Raw genomic sequence first — 19,113 nt, forward strand, 5'->3', positions numbered from 1 at the left:
GTCAGTGCGGCTTGCCGCCCGCCGCCTGCGCCATATCGGCAAAGGCGCGGCGGACGATGTGACGGTCGCTTTCGCCGAGCCGTTCGACGAGCGAATCGACATGCGCGAGGTGGCGCCGGACGAGCGCCCGTTCATGCGCGAGCCGCGTCGCCGCGCGCGCTCCTGCCGCTCCGCCGCGCGCGCCGCGTGCAAGCGCCTTGCCGCGCCGCTGCGCCCATTCGGCGACGAGCCGGTCGACGCACAGCGCAGCGAGCGCATCGCGCGCACCGCCTTCGGTCGCGCCTTCGGCGGCGGGATCGGCCAGCCAGTCCCCGGCGCCGTCGTCGACCAGTGCATCATAGGACAGCGTCACGGCGCCGCGCCGACCCGCGCAGCGCGGATCGCCATGCAGGCGCAGGCGCAGCGCCTGAAGCTCGGCGCGGATCTGCCAATTGGCATAGGTCGTAAAGCGAGCGCGCGCGGGATCATAGCGTTCGGCCGCGCGGTGCAGCGCGATCGCGCACGCCTGCGCGGCGTCATCGGCACAGTCACCAAGCCCGTAGGCGCGCGTGAAATAGCGAATGCGCGGCGCCGCGAGCGCCAGCAGCTGCGCAAAGGCACGATCGATCCGCGCCCGCGCCCGCGCACCCGGCGCCGCCTCTGCCGCGGTGTGCGCCGCGATCAGCGCGCCGACCGCGCTTTCGAATGCCTGGCTCCTGTCCGACATCATTTGTCCCCTGTTCCCGGCGGCAGAATGGCCGCGCGGGATCAGGCTATGCCGCGATGGTTAGCGCGGCCGCACCGGGCGCCTAAGTAGGACTACCTATATTTCGGTACCGGCGAGCAGCCGCGGCAGATCGCCGGCTTCGCCGCGCGCTTCGTCCATGAAGAAGCGTTTGAGCGCCGGCATGCGCTGCACCGCGCCGAGCCCGGTACGGCGGACGAAGGAGGCAGTGCGTCCCGGAATGCCGAACAGCCGCGTCAGTCCGTCGGTCGCGAGGCTGACCATCAGATTGTCGAGCCCGCGCCAGCGCTGATAGCGCGCGAGCAGCGCCGGATCGCCAAGGTCGAGCCCAATCCGCGCGCCATCGACGAGCACCTCGGCCAGCGCCGCGGCATCGCGCAGCCCCAGGTTGAGACCCTGCCCCGCGATCGGATGGATGCCGTGCGCGGCGTCGCCGACCAGGACGATGCGGTCGCCAACGATCTGCGCGCTGTGATGGAAGCCGAGCGGATAGGTCATGCGCGGCGCGACCAGTTCCATCGTGCCGAGAATATCGCCCGCGCGCTTGCCGAGTTCGGCAAGGAAGCCCCGGTCGCCCAGCTTGGCGAAACCCGGCCCGTCCTGTTCGGATACGGTCCACACGAAGGCCGAACGATGCCGCCCCTCGGCATCATCGACGAGCGGGAGCAGCGCGAAGGGCCCCGAGGGGAAAAAGATTTCGTGCGCGACCTGATCGTGCGGGCGCGAATGCGCCACCGCGCCGATCATCGCGTGATGATGATAGGACCAGTTGGCGATCGTGAAGCCCGCCGCATCGCGGGTCGGCGATCGGCGCCCTTCGGCGACGATGAGCAGCGGCGCCGCGAGCCGCGTGCCGTCGGCGAGGGTCAGCGTGACGCCATGCGCGTCGACATCGCGCGCGACCACCTTCGCCGGCATGAACAGGCGCACCAGCGGCGCTTCGGCGAGCGCCGCCGCGAGCGCGAGGCGAAGCTGGCGGTTTTCGACCATCGTACCGAGCGCGGGGGCATCCGCATCGGCGACGAAATCGAGCTCGCCCGCCTGTCCCCCGTCGCTGACCTTGATCGCGCGGATCGGGCAGCCGTAGGGCGCAAGCCGATCGGCAAGGCCGAGCACGCCGAACATCTGCCACACCGCGCTGGCGATCGCCGAGGCGCGGCCGTCGAAGCCGGGCGCGATCGTCGCAACCGGATCGGCGGGGTCGACGATCTGCGACGACAGACCATGATGGGAAAGCGCGATCGCCAGCGCCTGGCCGACAAGCCCGCCGCCGGAGATCAGGACATCGCTGCGCAATACTTCGCTCATGCCGCCGCTCTACTCCGGCCCGGCGCGCTTGGGAAGCGGGCAGGCGCACGCGGACCATCGGCGCGCCGGGCGCCGCTTGACGACGAGTCCGCCCCATGCGCATATCGCCGTGGTTAATCGATCGAGGACCGCATTCCGCATGGCAAGCCGCAAGGCCGCATCGGCGAAGGCCGACTGGCGCACCGTTTTCAGACAAAGCATCGCGCGATCGCTGGTGATCGCCGCGGCAGTGGCGCTCGCCGCCTTCACGCTGTTTTTCGCGCTCGCCCTGCTTACCTACGACAGCACCGACGCAGCGCTCAACACCGCAGCGGGCGGCAGCGCCGCCAACTGGATGGGCCATGCGGGCGCCTGGTTCGCCGACCTTGGCCTGTCGGTCGGCGGCGCGCCGATCGCACTGCTCGTCCCGCTGTTCGGCATCATGGCGTGGCGGCTGTGGGCGGCCGAGCCGCAGCCCTATTGGCTGCGTCAGCTCGCCTATTGCTTTGCCGGCATCCTGCTCGTCGGCATGGGCGCCGAGCTTTGGTCGCCAGCGTCGGGTTCGCCGATGCCCGCGGGGTGGGGCGGCCTGCTCGCCCTGCTCGCGGGGAGCGCGATCACCCCGCTGTTTGCGCTGGCGGGCGATCCCGCCGCGGCGCTGATCCGCTTCGGCACGATCCTGCTCCTCATCCTTGTCGGCCTTTGGCTCGCGATGCGCTCGCTGCGGCTCGAAAAGGGCTGGCTCGGGCGGCTCAGACTGCCCGCCGCCGAAGGAAGCCGCGTCGTCGAACCGGCGCGCGCGGTCCCGGCCGATGCGCCGCGCCCCGCCAATCTGGTCGAGCGCGTGATCCGGCCGCGCCCGCGCGCCGAACCCAGCGACCGCGCCCCGCCCGAGATCGCCGACCCGGCGCAGCGCTCGGCGCCGTCGAAGCCGCGCGCGAAGCCGCAGACCGAGCTGTTCACCAATTACCAGCTTCCCTCGATCGACCTGCTTGCCCCGGCCCCCGACACGCCGGCGGGACAGATCGACAAGGCGGCGCTCGAACGCAACGCGCGCTTGCTCGAATCGGTGCTCGAGGATTTCCAGGTCAAGGGCGTGATTACTGCGGTCCGCCCCGGTCCGGTCGTCACCATGTACGAGCTCGAGCCCGCGCCCGGAACCAAGGCGAGCCGCGTGTCGAACCTCGCGGACGACATCGCGCGCAACATGTCGGCGCTGTCGGCGCGCATCGCGCCGATCCCGGGGCGCACCGTCATCGGCATCGAATTGCCCAACGCGCACCGCGAGGCCGTCGTGCTGCACGAGATCATCGGCAGCGGGCTGTTTCAGGAACATAGCGGCGCGCTGCCCATCATCCTCGGCAAGAATATCAGCGGCGACGCGGTGATCGCCGACCTCGCGCCGATGCCGCACCTGCTGATCGCCGGCACCACCGGGTCGGGTAAGTCGGTCGGCCTCAATGCGATGATCCTGTCGCTGCTCTATCGCCTCGGTCCCGATCAGGTGAAGATGATCATGATCGATCCCAAGATGCTGGAACTCAGCGTCTATGACGATATCCCGCATCTGCTCGCCCCGGTGGTCACCGAACCCAAGAAGGCGGTGCGCGCGCTCAAATGGGCGGTCGAGCAGATGGAGGACCGCTACCGGATGATGTCATCGCTCTCGGTGCGCAACCTCGCGTCCTACAACGACAAGGTGCGCGGCGCGCTGGCCAAGGGCAAGTCGCTCGGGCGGCGCGTCCAGACGGGCTACGATCCCGACACTGGTCAGCCGGTCTATGAGGAAGAGACGCTGGATTATCAGCCGCTGCCGCAGATCGTCGTCGTCGTCGACGAGCTGGCCGACCTGATGATGACCGCGGGCAAGGAAGTCGAATTCCTCATCCAGCGCCTGGCGCAAAAGGCGCGCGCGGCGGGCATCCATCTGATCCTTGCGACGCAGCGTCCGTCGGTCGACGTCATCACCGGCGTCATCAAGGCGAACCTGCCGACCCGCATCAGTTTCAACGTGACGTCGAAAATCGACAGCCGCACCATTTTGGGCGAGGCTGGCGCCGAACAACTGCTGGGCAAGGGCGACATGCTTTACGTGCCCGGCGGAAAGCAGATCACGCGCATCCACGGTCCTTTCGTGTCCGACGACGAAGTCCGCGCGGTCGCCGATCATTGGCGCGGCCAAGGGCGCCCCGACTATGTCGAAAGCGTCACCGAGGATCCCGAGGACGGCGGCTTCGCTATGGAAGGCGCACCTGCGGGCGGCGACAGCGCCGAGGACCGCATGTATGCCAAGGCCTGCCAGATCGTGGTCGAAAGCCAGAAGGCATCGACCAGCTGGCTGCAACGCCAGCTGCGCATCGGCTATAACAGCGCGGCGCGCCTGATCGAGCGGATGGAGGACGAAGGGCTGGTCAGCCCGCCGAACCATGTCGGCCGCCGCGACGTGCTGACCGACCAATATGGGCAGCCGCGATAGGGAACCTTTCGCTCCGCCAACGACTTGAACAGCGTCTAAAGGCCGGGTTCAGGGCGGGTTCAATGCCGCCCTGCAACAAGCCGGCATCGACCGAAACAGACAAGAGAGCCCGATGACCCTGACGATCGACCGCCATTTCCTGACCCGCGCCGCCGCGCTGGCGCTCGCGCCTGCCGCCGCCCTCGGCCTGACGCTCTCCGCGCCCGCCATTGCGCAATCGGCGAGCGCGCTTACCGCGGTGCAATCGCACCTCAAGTCGACCAGTTCGATGACCGCCGACTTCGTGCAGACGGATCGCAACGGTCAGCGGCTGAGCGGACAGCTGACGCTGAAGCGTCCGGGCAAGATCCGCTTCCAGTATCAGAAGGGCGTCCCGCTGCTGATCGTCGGCGACGGCAGCCGCCTGACGATGATCGATTATGAGGTCAAGCAGGTGCAGAGCTGGCCGGTGAAAAATTCGCCGCTCGGCGCGCTGCTCGATCCCGATCGCGATCTCGCCAAATATGCGAAGGTCGTCCCGACCGGAAACAGCGATGTGCTGAGCGTCGAGGTCAAGGACCCCAAGCGCCCCGAATATGGGACGATCACCATGGTGTTCATCCGCGATGCGGGGGCGCCGGGCGGATTGCGACTGCGCGGCTGGGTCGCGCTCGATTCGCAGAACAACCGGACGCGGATCGATCTGTCGAACCAGCGCTTCAACGTGCCGGTCGCCGATTCGGCTTTCCGCTGGACCGATCCGCGCCCCAAACAGCGCGGCCGCGTCTGACGCCAGCGCGACTTTTATGAACGGGGCGCCGTTTCCCCAAGGGGATTCGGCGCCCTTTTTCCGCCCAACCGACGTTCGGCATCGACGAACTGCAAATGTCGCCGACAGCCGCCGATTTTCGTTCAGCTTGGCGACAGGGAAGAGGGGCTATTTCATCTCTCGAAGGCGCCGACACGGCCTCCGGATTTTGGGTTTCCCCCTGTTGCCCCAACCGGATTGCCAGGTGTCTTCATTCAAGAGCGTGACGAACGCTGACCTTGAACCCCCGTTCCACCGCCCCTGGAACGGGGGTTTATGTTTATGCGCGGCGTGTCCGGCGCGTCGGTGCAGGCGGCACCAGCCCGCAACGATTGCAGTGAAGGCTTCGCACCGATAGAGCCGGACTCCATGACCCAAACGAGCATTGCTTCCTGGAACATCAACAGCGTGCGTGCGCGCATCGGCATCGTCGAGAAATTCCTGCGCGAAGAGGCGCCCGACGTCCTCTGCCTGCAGGAAACGAAGGTCGAATGCGGGCTGTTCCCGAAACAGATGTTCGAAGACCTGGGTTATCGTCACATCGTCACCAACGGCCAGCGGATGCACCATGGGGTCGCGATCGTCAGCAAGCTGCCGCTCACCGATGTGCGCAAATATGATTGGCAAGCCAATGGCGAGGCACGCCATGTCGGCGTGACGCTGCCGTCGGGGGTGCGGCTGGACAATGTCTATATCCCGGCCGGCGGCGACATCCCCGACCGCGCACTCAACCCGAAATTCGGGCAGAAGCTCGATTTTCTGGGGCGCATGACCGAATGGGCGGGCGCGCTCGCCGATACGCCGACGGTGCTGACGGGCGATTTCAACGTCGCGCCGCTCGAAAGCGACGTATGGAACCACAAGGCGCTGCTCGACGTCGTCAGCCACACGCCGATCGAGGTCGATACGCTCGCCCGTCTCCAGGCCGCGGCCGGCTGGATCGATCTCGGCCGCCAGTTCGTGGCGCCGCCGACCCCGCTCTACACCTGGTGGAGTTACCGCGCGAAAGATTGGGAAGCGTCGAACCGCGGTCGCCGGCTCGACCATATGTGGGTCACGCCCGACATACGGAACGCGGCGCAGAGCCACCGCGTCGTCCAGCCGGCGCGGAGCTGGGAACGCCCGTCAGACCATATTCCGCTCGTCACGGAGTTCGCATTTTGAGCGACGCGCCGGCCATCGACCGCGGCGCCCGCCGCGCCGCGCGTGCGATCGACGCGCTGCGCCGCGGCTGGCCCTTTCGGATCGAAGGCGCCGACGGGGCTCTCGATCTGCTGGCCGTCGAAAGCGCGCGCGATGCGGCGCTGGCCGAATTCGGCAGCGCCGACCTGCTGATCTCGGGCGAGCGCGCGGTCACGCTGAAGCTTACCAACCAGCGCGCCGCCGCGACGCCGGGGCCGGTGCGACTGGCGGACGGCGCCGCAAGCGTCGCCGCGGCGCTGGCGATCGCCGACCCGGCGCTCGACCTCGCCAATCCGCTCAAAGGTCCGTTCCGCACGATCGCGAGCGGCGGCGAGGCGGCAGCCGCGACCGCGATGACGATGGCGCGCCACGCGGGCCTGCTCCCCGCCTTTTTCGTGCGCGCGGCCGGGGGTGAAGCCGAAACCGCCTGTTCTACCGCCGACGTCGCCGCCCTGCTCGACCCGTCGCGGCTCGAAATCGCGGCGCGCGCCCGCCTGCCTGTCGCGGCGAGCGAAACCGCCGAGATCGTTGCTTTTCGCAGCCCCGAGGAAGCGTCGGACCATGTCGCGCTGATCATCGGCAAGCGCGACGGCAATCCGCCCGTGGTGCGATTGCACAGCGAATGCCTGACCGGCGACGTGCTCGGCAGCCTCAAATGCGATTGCGGACCGCAGCTGCATGCGGCGCTCCACGCGATGGCCGACGCCCCATGGGGGGTGTTGCTCTATCTGCGCCAGGAAGGCCGCGGCATCGGCCTCGTCAACAAGCTGCGCGCCTATGCGCTGCAGGATCAGGGCTATGATACGGTCGATGCCAATCTGCGGCTGGGTTTCCCCGTCGAGGCGCGCGATTTTGCGATCGCCGGCCAGATGCTCGCGCTGCTCAACATCCCGCGCATCCGCCTGATGACCAACAATCCCGAAAAGGTCGCGCGACTGGAAAGGGAGGGCGTCGACGTCGTCGAACGCATCCCGCTCGCGCTGCCGACGAACCCGCACAACGAACGCTATCTAGCGACCAAGCGCGACCGCACGGGACATCAATTGTAAAGCCTCGTCATTGCGAGGAGCGCAGCGAAGCAATCCAGGGCGGTTTACGCGTGCTCCGGATCGCCGCTTCGCTTCGCTCCTCGCAATGACGATGTTTATTGTCGGGGGTTAGTGCACGAAACGCGCGACCACATCGCGGTAGCTGCGGCTGACCTTCACCTGCGCGCCCGAACCGAGCACGAGGAAACACTCGCCGTTGGTGTGCGGCTTGACCTGCTTCACCTGGCTGAGGTTGACGATGGTCGAGCGATGCACGCGCTGGAAATTGCGCGGGTCGAGCCGCTTTTCGAGATCCTTCATCGTTTCGCGCAGGATCAGCGAATTGTCGGCGGTGTAGATGCACATATAGTCGCCGGCAGCGTCGATTCGTTCGATGCTGTCGACATCGACGCGGAAAATCTGCCCGCGATCCTTGATGTTGATCATCTTTTCGTAGCGGTCGGCGGCGGGCGCATCGGCCGCCGTTTCGGCATCATATTCCTCGACCGCGTCGGGCGCGACTTCGGCAAGCACCGTCTTCAGCCGCTCAACCTCGGCCACGCCGCGCTTTTCGGCGAGGCGCTGGCGAACGCGGTCGAGCGCATCGGCGAGCCGCTCGGGCTCGACGGGCTTCACCAGATAATCGACCGCCTGCGCCTCGAAGGCGCGGATCGCATGGTCCGAATAGGCGGTGACGAAGACGACGAGCGGGGGCTCGACTTCCATTAGTCCCTGGATCACCGAAAAACCGTCGAATCCGGGCATCTGGATATCAAGGAAGACGAGGTCGGGCTTGTGCGTCTTGATCTTGCGAATGGCCTCCCGGCCGTTCTGCGCGGTGTCGACGACTTCGACATCGCTATGCGCTTCAAGCCGCAGTTGCAGGCCTTGGGTCGCCAATTTCTCGTCATCCACCAGGATGGTTCTGATCGTCATGTGCGTTCGGTTCCAATCGTCGCTTGTCCATCGGGCTGAAACGGAATCTCGATAATCACCGTGAATCCGCCATCGGTGCCCGATTGCACCTCGAACCGTTGCTGGTCGCCATAGGCCTGGGCCAGCCGGTCCCTGATGTTGGCTAAACCCACACCGGTCGATTCCGTTGCAATCCCGGTGGTGGGGTCGACGCCATCGGCTGACAATCCCGTGCCGGTGTCGGACACGGTAATCCGAACATTTTGACCGGCAAGCTGAGCCGTCAGCGTAATGTCGGCTCCTTCTTCCTGCGGTGTCACCGCATATTTGATCGCATTTTCGATCAGCGGCTGAAGCAGCAACGAAGGCAGGCGCGCGCGCTGCACCGCCGGATCAATCTGGAAATGCGGCCGCAGCCGGTCCTCGAAACGCATCTTCTCGATATCGAGGTAGAGCTTCAGCGTCTCGACCTCCTGCGCCAGCGTTACCTGTGCGGTCGGTTCGTTGGCGAGCGTGTAGCGCAGAAAGGCCGACAGGCGCGACAGCATCGCATTGGCGGGCTCGGTCTGCTTCAAAAGGACGAGGGTCGAGATGCTGTTGAGCGTGTTGAACAGGAAATGCGGGTTGAGCTGGTAACGCAGCATCGCGAGCTGCGCCGATGCGGCCTGCGCCTCGAGCCGCAGCACGCGGTCATTCTGTTCCTCGAGCTGCAGGAAATAGTTGATCGCGAAATAGAGCGCCGACCAGGCCGCGAGCGTCGTCGCGTCGATATAGATCGACACCAGCAGCAGGCCGGTAAAGCTCGTCTCGCTGTCGGGCTTCAATATCTGGAAAAGCCAGGCGTCGATGAATGCCCATACCGCGGTGGCGAAGGCCAGGAGGCCGAAGCTTGCCCCCCACATCAGGATCGTGCGGCGGTTGATCAGCGCGCGGTAGCAAACCGAAAGCAGCAGCGTCAGCGAAAAACCCGTAACCGCCGAAACAACGACAAGGACAAGGAAATCGAAGGATTGGCCGCCCGCCAGCCCCGACACGACGCGCAGCCCGAACCAGCCGAGCCAGCCGAGGATCTGGAGATTCCAGAAGGCGCGGACCTTGTTCCCGAAAAACGGCCCGGGCGAGGAAAAGCCGAACAGCGGAATCGGGGAAGTCTGGCTTGCCATGTCAGCCGCCGAAATCAGGGGACGAGCGCGCCGTCCGCGAAGTGAGGATCATTCGGCCGCGACCGGTGCCATCCGCACGCGCGCCTGGCCGAGCGGCTGGAGTTCCGAACGATGTTTCCAGACAAGCTCGCCATATTCGAGCGGCCGGCCGTCGTGCGCGGTGATCGTCACCGGGCCGATCGGCTGTTCGTCATGCGAATCGACGAGCACCGGGGTCGAGGGAACTCCCGCCCCCCATTTTTCGCCCCACTGGCGCAGCGCGATCATCGCGGGCAGCAGTTCGACGCCCTTCTGGGTAAGCTGGTACAGAACCTTGCGGCGATCCTCCGCCATCACTTCGCGCGCCATGATGCCATGATCGACCAGCTTCGACAGCCGGTTCGACAGGATGTTGCGCGCGATATTGAGCTCCTGCTGGAACTCCTCGAAATGATGGACACCGTTGAAAGCGGCGCGAAGGATCATGAAGGACCATCGTTCGCCCATCGCCTCCAGCGCGAGCGGCAAGGCGCAATTGCCCCCATCAAGATCGTTCAGTTTTTCGCGTAATTTTCCCATAGGCCATGCCCTAACGTAAAATCGCCGCCGTGCCAAAAAAATATAGGGCCTCGGTTGCATTTCGCAACGGACGCACCAGATCGCGAAGCGCAACCTTCCGGTTGTCAAAAAAGGAGGCTCCCATGTTCCATTTCCGGCTTTCCCCCGGCACCCCGATACTCGCCCTGGCGGGCGCGCTGTCGATCGGCGCCGCGGCGCTCCCCGCTGTTCCCGCCGCCGCCGCTGGCGGCCCTTTCTATCGCGCCGAACTGGCCGACGCGGCGAAGACCGCGCGCTTCGTCGCCCGCGATGTCGTCTGGGTGTGTGAGGGCACGACCTGCACGGCAGGCCGTGGCACCAGCCGCCCGCTGATGATGTGCGCCGCGCTCGCCAAGAAGGCTGGCCGCGTCGCGAGCTTCACCGTCGACGGCAAGCCGCTCGAGGACGCCGACCTCGCACGCTGCAACGGCGAAGGCTGACCCTTCGCCCGCAAGAAGGGCCGCGCCGGCTCTCCCCTCTGCTCCGCGCGGCCCTTTGTTGTGCCGGCGACGCCCGTGGCTTCGCTGGTCCACCGATACAAATATATTGCAATTGGCATCGCATGAACGACATTGGATGCGATGCTGAGGCAGTATGAACTTGTCGAGCGCGTGCGCGCTTATGATCCCGACGTCGACGAGGCGCTGCTGAACCGCGCCTATGTCTTCACCGTACAGAAGCACGGGAGCCAGAAGCGCGCGTCGGGCGACCCCTATTTCAGCCATCCGGTCGAGGTCGCGGGCATTTTGACCGACCTCCATCTCGACAGCGAGACGATCGTCACCGCGCTGCTCCACGACACGCTGGAAGACACGCTGACCACGCCCGAAGAGATCGAGCGGCTGTTCGGCGCCGACGTCGGGCGGCTGGTCGACGGCGTCACCAAGCTCAGCAAGATCGAGGCGCAGACCGAGAATGAGCGCGCCGCCGAAAATCTGCGCAAATTCCTGCTCGCCATGTCCGACGATATCCGCGTGCTGCTCGTCAAGCTCGCCGATCGGCTGCACAATATGCGCACGCTGCATTTCATCAAGAATCCGGACAAAAGGCGCCGCATCGCCAAGGAGACGATGGACATCTATGCCCCGCTTGCCGAGCGGATCGGCATGTATGAATATATGCGCGAAATGCAGCTTCTGGCCTTTCGCGAGCTCGAGCCCGAGGCCTATGCGACGATCACCGGCCGGCTCGCCAAACTGACCGCGGGCGGCAAGGACAAGGTCGCCGGGATCAGCCGCGAGTTCAAGGAGCTGCTCGCGAAAAGCGGGATCGAGGCGGACGTGTCGGGGCGCGAAAAGCATCCCTATTCGATCTGGCGCAAGATGCAGGAACGCCACGTCAGCTTCGAACAGGTCACCGACATCATCGCCTTTCGCGTCATCACGCGCAGCGATGCCGACTGCTATGCCGCGCTTGGCGTCTTTCACCGCAAGTGGAAAATGGTCCCCGGTCGCTTCAAGGATTATATCTCGACCCCCAAGCGCAACGGCTACAAGTCGCTGCACACGACGATCATGCACAATGAAAATATGCGGATCGAAATCCAGATCCGCAGCGAGGCGATGCACCAGCAGTCCGAATTCGGCTTTGCCGCGCACTGGGCCTACAAGCAGGGCGGCGGCTCACCCGACGGACAGGCGGGGTGGATTCGCGACCTTCTCGAAATCCTCGACCAGACGCACGACCCCGACGAACTGCTCGAAAATACGCGCATCGCGATGTATCAGGATCGCATCTTCGCTTTCACCCCGAAGGGCAGCCTGTTCCAGCTTCCCAAGGGCGCGACGCCGGTCGATTTCGCTTATGCCGTCCACACCGGGCTCGGCGACCGCACCGTCGGTGCCAAGGTCAACGGCCGGCTCGTGCCGCTGCGCACCCAGCTCGTCAACGGCGATACCGTCGAGATATTGTCATCGGAAAAGCAGACGCCGCAGCCCGCGTGGCTGGGCTTTGCGGTGACGGGCAAGGCGCGCGCCGCGATCCGCCGCCATGTCCGGTCGAAGGAAAAGGTCGAACTCGCCGCCCTTGGTCGCAAGATGTACGACGAGATCTCCCGCCGCCTGCCCAACAAGGTCGGCGACAAGGCGCGCGCCGCGGCGCGCGAGCGGCTGAAGCTCGAGGATGACAGCGCGCTCTATGTCGCGATCGCGCGGCGGCGATTGTCCGACGACCAGATTCTCGAAGCGCTCGTTCCCGGCATCACCGCCGAGATGAAATCGAAGCCGGGCAAGCTGCGCCAGGGCGCCGCGGTGTCGATCGAGGGGCTGACCCCCGGCGTCGCCTACAAGCTTGCCGACTGCTGCCACCCCGTTCCCGGCGACCGCATCGTCGGCCTTGCCCGGCCCGGCGAGGGGATCGAGGTGCATGTTATCGACTGCCCCAGCCTGGCCGACGGCATCGACGCCGACTGGATCGACCTCAGGTGGCAGGAGGACAGCGAAGGCGGCAATGCGCGGCTGTGCGTCGTCATCCTCAACGAAACCGGCACGCTCGCCGAAATGTCCGGCATCCTCGCCGCCAATTCGGCGAATATCACCAATCTGCGGCTGTCGAACCGCGAGGGCGATTTCCACACCTATGACGTCGTCGTCGAGGTGCGCGACGTTCAGCATGTGATGCGTATCCTGTCCGCGCTCCGCGCGTCGGACAGCGTCGTGCAGGCCGAGCGGCTCTAGCGAAACGTCAGTTCGGGTAGGCCAAGGGCGGCCGCCACGCCGCCTGATCGACGGTGTCGCTGACCTTGTAGACCAGCCCCTTGCTGTTCAGGAACAGCTTCTCCATTTCGGGCCGGGTGAAGGGGCGCGAGCCGACGCGGCCGAACACCGCCATCTGCCCCCCCGTTTCGTCGACCGCCCGGTCGCGGTCGAGCCCCTTCGACAGCGCGAGCGCCGGCGACGGAGTTTTGGCCCAGGCGATCAGTTCGGGGGTCGGCGCGGGCGAGAAGCCATAGAGGCCGGGATTGTCCGGACTGGTAAGCTGAAGCACCTTGATGCCGTTCCGTCCGTCGGCGACATAAGCGAAGAGCGACGCATTGGTTGATGCGACGATCACATCCTCTGCATCGTTGAGCGCCCCCCCGAAGGTCATCGCGGGCCAGACGGCCGGCGCCATCGGCCGCGTCACGTCGACGATCACCAGACCGTCCTGCTTGGCCGCGACGTACATGAAGGTGCGCGCGAGATAGATTTTGCGCGCGTTGGCGAGCCGCACCGTTCCCGCCGGCACCGGTTCCGGCCGGTCCATATGCGTGATGTCGAACAGCTTCACGCCCTCCGCGTCGGTGACCCACAGGTACCGGAACTGCACGGCACTCGCGCGCGCATCGGTCAGCGGTAGCTGCGCCGTAACCTTCGGTTCGAGCGGCGTCGACAGGTCGAGCACGACGAGCCCGGCATCGGTGGTAACATAGGCATAGTCGCCCGCAAGCGTCACGTGGCGGGCCCCGGTAAGCACATTGTCGGGATTCCACGTCAGCGCGCGGGTCAGCTTGTTGTTGCGGAATTCGCCGTCCGCCATCGTGTCGATGTCGACCAGAATCAGGCCTTCGACGCTGTCGGTGATGACGGCATAGCGGTAGAGCGGGTGCAGTGCCTGTTCGTGATTTTCTGGGAAATCCTTACGGATATGCTCGTTGCGGGCCATGCTGATCGGCTGGGTCGTGCCGATCGCCATGCAGGTCGCGTTCGTCGTTTTGACATGCGTATCGTGCCCCAGCGGCGAAAAAGGCGCGCGGGTGATGCGTTCGGAGAAGCCCTTGTTGCCGATCGATGCGACGTCATAGACACGAAAGCCGCCCCTGCCTTCGGCGACATACATATATTCGCCGCGCAGTTGCAGGCAGTTGACCCGGCCGCTCGTCCCCTGGACGATATTGGCGAATTCCTCGAGCGCATGGCTTTCGCCCGACCCCTTCTTGTCGAAGGTCTTGCCGCGCACCCAATTTTTGAGCTCGCGATGGTTCTGATCGACGTGCAGGCGCCAATAGTCGGGATAGGCATATTTCTGCAGATAGCTGCCGATCACCGCCTGCGGCTCGTCCCATTCGGTGACGCGCGTCGCCTGAAAGCCGTCCTCCAGCCCCGACCAGACATTGAGCCCGACGAAATTGACGAAATTGGTCCCCATCAGGAGCAGCTGCGACATGATCGCATTATTGTCGTCCGCCTGCGACAGATGGCAGTCGGTGCACTGTTTCGTCTCCTGACGCCGCACCGTATGTGGGAAATGCGGCGCGAAGGCCTGGCTCGAGAAGCCCGCAGCAGAGATCGGCGGCTGCTGGATATAGATGCGTTCGCGGTTGAGGTTCGTCGAGGACAAGACCAGCGCCGATGTCGACCGGATCGGCGCGATGATCCCGCGCGGATTGCCGTCGGCGTCGGGCTCGCCGGGCTTGGTCAGCATGTGCCGGCCGAGCTGGAACATCTCGTCGCGCGCCACCTGCGGGTTATAGGTCGCGAAGTTGCGCGTCTCCTCCCCTTCGAAATGGTGCATGCTGGTCTTCCAGTTCGCCTCGATCGGCAAATGGCAGCCGCCGCAGCTCGTCGTCCACGACAGATGGCAGGTGAAGCAGGCCATCTTGTCGTCGCCGTGCGCGCGATCTTCCCTTGCCACGCCCGGCCCCCACGCAAAGCTGCCATCGTCGGCGCCGCTGCGCGACATCAGTTTGGCGCGCGCCGCTTTCGCGTTGAAATGCGGCCCCGGCGTCACCGCCTGCTTGACCAGGCTGACCTGCCACTGGAGCTTCGGATCGACGATGGACCGCTGGATCAGCCCCGTGATTTCACCATTGTCGTCATATTGGAATTCGAACCGGCGCCGGCCGTCCGAATTGCGAAGCAGCGCAAGATTGGTCCCTTGCGGCCGTGCCGCGACGTTCGAGGTGAGCAGATTGGGATAGGCATCGGCGGTGCCATGGCAATCCTTGCACCCGATCTCGACCGCGTTCGCGACTTCGCCCTGGATATAGCCATTGCCGTGCGCATCCTGCGCGAAGTGGCAGTCGGCGCACTGCATCCCCTTTTCGGCATGAATGTCCATCATATGGACCGCCTTGCCGGGGTTGATGCCGGGCGGCACGAACTTGCCCTCGACACCGGGTTTGGCGGGATCGGCGCTGGCGAGACACAGGTCGCGCTGCGCCGGGTCACTGTAGCTGGCGCAGCTCTTGCGCCATTTTTCGGGATCCTGGGGATCGACGATGTGCGCCTTGTCGGTGCCATAGGTCGACATATTGCCGTCGGCGTCGAGCAGATTGCCGCTGCGGTCGCGCTTGAAGATGCCGCGGAAGTTCCAGCCATGGCCGTGATAGTCGGCGAACTGGGTGTCCTTGTTGCTGTCGTTCACGTCATAGACGTCGCGCAGAAACTCGACGTCGGCCCACAGGCCGCGCGGGCTCGCGCCTTCGGGATTGCGTTCGAGAACCTTGTGGACTTCGGCCGCGGTCGGATAGCGTTGTTGCTTGTATTTCTTCTGATATTCCTCGTCGCTCATCCCCGGTGGGCGCGGTGCGGTGTTGTCGGGACCGGGCCATAGCTGCGGCGCGTCCGATTCATAATCCCACATCGTGTAGCCGAGGTAGGAGTTCAGGAAGATATTGGGCTGGTGCATATGGCAATTCATGCACTGCGCCGTCGGGATCGCGCGGGTGAAGGCGTGGTTGATCGGATGCCCCGATTCGCGCCGCTCCTTCGCGGGTGCGGCTTGCGGTCCGGCTTTTGCGGCTTCGGGGTCGATCAGCGCGCCATGGCCACCGGGCGACGGCGCATGTTTCTCCGCATCGCCATGCGCGTCGCCGGCGCCCCCACCATGTCCGCCGCCATGCCCGTCATCATCGGGTTTCCATTTCTTCCCCGCGATCGTCGGATCGATCGTCGCGCTTTCGCCATCGCGGCCATATTGCGCATAGGTCAGGCTGTGCCGCGGTTCGCGGTCGTTGGCATAGATGACATGGCAGCCGGCGCACCCCGACTGGCGATAATCGCCCGGCTGGTCGTTGGTTCCCATAAACCACATATAGGGGTCGTTGAGGCGCGTCTTGTGGAGATTGAGCACCGCAATCGCGACGCGCAGGCCGGTGCCGGGGCCGCGGTTCGACTGTTTGAGGTCGGGGCGTCCCGGTTCCTCGAGGCGCTGGATGCTGCCCGTCGGGTTGGGCAGGCCGATTTCGGAAAACTGCGTGTTGATATTGCGCCCGCCGCGTTCAAAGACGCGAAACACATCGCTAGGCGGCATGACATTCCAGCGCGGCAGCGGATAGAGCCGCGCCAGCGCTCCCCGCTTGGTCTCCGGTGCCGTCAATATCTTGTCGGACGGAAAGTCGGGTTTGCAGGCCTGTTTATATTCCTCCGCCGTCAGCTGCGACGAGGGCGAGAGGACGCACGCTGGATCGCCATCCCGCGTATAGGCCTCTCCGAACAGATATTGCTTATAGGGAACAATGCCGTTGTTATAGGCCGCGCCGCCCCAGAACATCGCCGCCGTGGACATCAGCGACCGTTCGGTCGCCTCGATAATCTCGAGGTGGCACGACCCGCACGCCTCGCGCGCGACGCGGTAGTCGCTCGGGTTGACGAAGCGGATATATTCGGGCGCTTCCTTGTTGAGCAACGTGTAGCTGCGCTTCGGGTTCGCCGATGTGCCGCCCCACGCCCCGGGCAGCGTCGGCTGGGGGTGCGCGAGCTTCATCGCCGCCAGATTATAGGGGTTGTCGTAGCCGAGTTCGGGGCGCCCGAACGCCGCGGGCGATTGCGAATCGCCGCCGTGGCAGTCGGTACAGCCGAGGCGCACCGCAGGCGTCGCGTGCATCGACGGCCGGTCGGTCTGGGTGTGGCAGCTGTAACAGCCCTTCGACTTTGCCTCGACGTCGGCCTCGCTCTGTTCGCGCGGCGCCGGCGGCGTGAAGCGATAGGTGACGGCGACCGGCTTTTCGCCTTCCGACGCGCGCGCGCCCTGCATACCGGCGGTCATCGCCATCAACAGGAAGATCAGGAGGGCGAGGAGCCTGCGCATCATCGTCTAGAAACTCACGATCAGATTGGCGAGGACCGAGACATAAGCCCGGTCGCGCTCGCGATTCTCGAACAGATCCTTGAACCCGTCACCGGGCAGCAGCACCGCGGCGCTGAGGCGGCCGACGATATTCTGCGTCGCCTTGGGCCGCCAGATGCCTGCCACCGACAGATCCCAGCCGATATCCTTGGGGATCGACCCTTCGCTGCGCAGCACCTGCAAACCCGCGGTATCGTCGAACCACAGATGATTGGCGTTCACGCTGACGCGCGTTTCGGGTGACAGGTCGAAATCGGCGCCGGCGCCGACGAATACGGTGCCGGGGTTGTTGAAATTCGACTGCCCCTCTTCTTTCGACGAGCGCAGAGAATTGAGGATGCCGTTGCGGCCATTGATCGAAATGACGCGCCCGCCGCCCGCAAAGGGAATCGTCTGACGAATCCAGTAGCTGGTGTCGGCGCCGCCGAAGATCGGATTTTCGAAAATCGCGTCGAAGCCGCCCTCGACATTGTTATAGGGATCGCTGTCGCCGGTGGCGTAGAGGCCCGACAGGCGAAAGCGCATCCAGTCGTGATCGTAGCTGAGTTCGGCGGCGCCGAAGCCCGCGCGGATCTTTGCCGGCTTGCTGGTGAAGAAGCTGTTCCGGTCCTCGCCCAGCGCCGCATAGAAGCTGGCGGTCAGATTGATCCGTCCGATGCGCCCGTCGGCGCTGTAGCCGAGGTAGGTCACGTCATATTCGCGGCCGCGCAGATCGCCGAGAAGCGCCGGGCGCACCGGAAAGCCGTTGTGGTCGATCTGGATGTCGTTCTTTTCGCGGTTTCGATTGTAGGTGACGCTGACCTGGCTCGTCAGCCCGACGAAGGGGAAGTCCTGACGATAGAGGTTCGCGGTGAAGATGAAATCGTCGCGCGGGCTTTGGGTGATGTCGTTGAGCCCGCTGTTGGTGTCCTTTTCGAGCCGCCAGAAGGCCGCGACATTATATTGAAAGCGGTTATTGTCGCGGTTGCCGAACAGGCGGATGCCAAGTTGGCTGTCGTTGAACAGGAAACCGCGAAAATCGCTCTGGAAGGGCTGGATGCCGATGCGGATCGAGTGGAAGTCGTAACGGTCGCTGTCGTTGCCCAGATGCTTGTCGACGAACAATTCCTGCACCCCCAGGAAATTGTCGTAACGATGGCTCGGCTGCGACGGGCGCACGTCGAGCACGCGCCGTTCGGGCACGTCGACATAGTTGAAATTATAGGCCAGCGTAACGCGATATTCGACGTCGGGCGGCTTGAAGGCGGTCGATCCCTTGATGAGCGCGGCGCCCGCGATCAGCGTCTGCGACAGCACGAAGCTGCGGTTCTTGCCGAACACGTCGAGGCTGCCCGGCCGCTCGGTGGTCTGGACGCCGACCGGAATCGGAAAGGTGCGGGGTTCGAACACCGTATCCGACACCGCACTGGCGACGAAAAACCAGTCGTCGCCCCTGATCGGCAGCCACGGCACCTTCGACCGGTCGATCGGCCGGTCGCCCTTCAGCGTGTTCTGATGATAGGGATCGAACCAGCGTTCCTTGACCACGCCGAGCGATTCGATGAGGCGCCAGCGGTCGGGCACCGGCAGTTGATCCTCGATCCCCGGAAAGGCCTGCGGCGGCGGCGGACGCAGCGCGCCGACATTGTTCTGCCGCATCTGGTCGGGCAGATCGGGCGTGTAGCCGGGGCGGCGGCGGCCTTCGATAATCTGGGTGACCAGATCGTCCTTCAACACATCCTTCCAGTCGACCGGGGGCGGCGGCGGGATCAGCGCTTCGCCGTCGGGTGCCGGGATCGCAGCCGGCGCCGCGCCCAACGCAGCGCCATCGGGCGCGGGCGGTTCGGGCGGCGGCGGGGGCGGCGGCAGCGCCTGCCCCGCCGCGGGCGCGCCCTGCGCCGCGAGCGTCGCGATGATCGGCAGCAGGCTGCTTCCAAGCGCGCTCATCG

General features: G+C 65.3%; 13 protein-coding genes. 6 read left to right on the top strand and 7 right to left on the bottom strand.

The window, feature by feature from the left end; genetic code table 11:
- Window position 1 precedes the first annotated feature (1 nt).
- Both EBMC1_RS11375 and EBMC1_RS11380 read right to left on the bottom strand, forming a co-directional pair.
- Window positions 2–709 (bottom strand): sigma factor, encoded by a 708-nt coding sequence (locus tag EBMC1_RS11375; RefSeq protein ID WP_003046532.1) that lies wholly within the window; start codon window positions 707–709, stop codon window positions 2–4.
- Window positions 710–802: 93 nt separating this feature from the next.
- A complete protein-coding gene (locus EBMC1_RS11380) occupies window positions 803–2,032 on the bottom strand; it encodes an FAD-dependent monooxygenase (protein WP_003046535.1) in 1,230 nt (409 codons plus the stop codon).
- Between the two features lie 139 nt (window positions 2,033–2,171).
- On the opposite strand from EBMC1_RS11380, the gene EBMC1_RS11385 reads away from it, so the two are divergent.
- The 4 genes from EBMC1_RS11385 (at window position 2,172) to ribA (ending at window position 7,505) form a co-directional block, all read left to right on the top strand.
- Window positions 2,172–4,487 (top strand): FtsK/SpoIIIE family DNA translocase, encoded by a 2,316-nt coding sequence (locus EBMC1_RS11385; protein WP_003046537.1) that lies wholly within the window; start codon window positions 2,172–2,174, stop codon window positions 4,485–4,487.
- Window positions 4,488–4,599: 112 nt separating this feature from the next.
- Window positions 4,600–5,256 (top strand): LolA family protein, encoded by a 657-nt coding sequence (locus EBMC1_RS11390; RefSeq protein ID WP_003046541.1) that lies wholly within the window; start codon window positions 4,600–4,602, stop codon window positions 5,254–5,256.
- Between the two features lie 387 nt (window positions 5,257–5,643).
- Window positions 5,644–6,438, top strand: coding sequence for an exodeoxyribonuclease III (locus tag EBMC1_RS11395; protein WP_003046544.1), 795 nt, complete (start codon window positions 5,644–5,646; stop codon window positions 6,436–6,438).
- The gene (ribA, locus tag EBMC1_RS11400) at window positions 6,435–7,505 is read left to right on the top strand and encodes a GTP cyclohydrolase II (RefSeq protein WP_003046546.1); all 1,071 of its coding nucleotides are present in this window, start codon (window positions 6,435–6,437) and stop codon (window positions 7,503–7,505) included. The genes EBMC1_RS11395 and ribA overlap by 4 nt, the downstream gene beginning before the upstream one ends.
- Before the next feature lie 108 nt (window positions 7,506–7,613).
- On the opposite strand, the gene EBMC1_RS11405 is transcribed toward ribA, so the two are convergent.
- Genes EBMC1_RS11405 through EBMC1_RS11415 form a run of 3 tightly spaced genes read right to left on the bottom strand, consistent with a single transcriptional unit; the run spans window position 7,614 to window position 10,120 of the window.
- The gene (locus tag EBMC1_RS11405; protein WP_003046549.1) at window positions 7,614–8,420 is read right to left on the bottom strand and encodes a LytR/AlgR family response regulator transcription factor; all 807 of its coding nucleotides are present in this window, start codon (window positions 8,418–8,420) and stop codon (window positions 7,614–7,616) included.
- Entirely contained in the window at window positions 8,417–9,562 is a 1,146-nt protein-coding gene (locus EBMC1_RS11410; protein WP_003046552.1) for a sensor histidine kinase, read from the bottom strand. The genes EBMC1_RS11405 and EBMC1_RS11410 overlap by 4 nt, the downstream gene beginning before the upstream one ends.
- A 48-nt stretch (window positions 9,563–9,610) precedes the next feature.
- On the bottom strand, window positions 9,611–10,120 hold the full coding sequence (locus EBMC1_RS11415) for a winged helix-turn-helix transcriptional regulator (RefSeq protein ID WP_003046553.1): 510 nt from the start codon (window positions 10,118–10,120) through the stop codon (window positions 9,611–9,613).
- 122 nt (window positions 10,121–10,242) lie between these two features.
- Between EBMC1_RS11415 and EBMC1_RS17875 the strand changes: the two genes are divergently transcribed.
- Together EBMC1_RS17875 and EBMC1_RS11425 are read left to right on the top strand one after the other, a co-directional pair.
- Window positions 10,243–10,578, top strand: coding sequence for a CC_3452 family protein (locus tag EBMC1_RS17875; protein ID WP_003046557.1), 336 nt, complete (start codon window positions 10,243–10,245; stop codon window positions 10,576–10,578).
- A gap of 141 nt (window positions 10,579–10,719) precedes the next feature.
- Window positions 10,720–12,813: a RelA/SpoT family protein gene (locus EBMC1_RS11425; RefSeq protein WP_003046560.1), complete on the top strand. Its 2,094-nt coding sequence runs from the start codon at window positions 10,720–10,722 to the stop codon at window positions 12,811–12,813.
- 7 nt (window positions 12,814–12,820) lie between these two features.
- On the opposite strand, the gene EBMC1_RS11430 is transcribed toward EBMC1_RS11425, so the two are convergent.
- Together EBMC1_RS11430 and EBMC1_RS11435 are read right to left on the bottom strand one after the other, a co-directional pair.
- The gene (locus EBMC1_RS11430; RefSeq protein ID WP_003046563.1) at window positions 12,821–17,149 is read right to left on the bottom strand and encodes a hypothetical protein; all 4,329 of its coding nucleotides are present in this window, start codon (window positions 17,147–17,149) and stop codon (window positions 12,821–12,823) included.
- A gap of 3 nt (window positions 17,150–17,152) precedes the next feature.
- Window positions 17,153–19,111, bottom strand: coding sequence for a hypothetical protein (locus EBMC1_RS11435; protein WP_003046564.1), 1,959 nt, complete (start codon window positions 19,109–19,111; stop codon window positions 17,153–17,155).
- Window positions 19,112–19,113: the final 2 nt, after the last annotated feature.

It is taken from the genome of Sphingopyxis sp. MC1, from assembly GCF_000371385.1.
In the GTDB taxonomy this organism is placed as follows: Bacteria; Pseudomonadota; Alphaproteobacteria; order Sphingomonadales; family Sphingomonadaceae; genus Sphingopyxis; species Sphingopyxis terrae.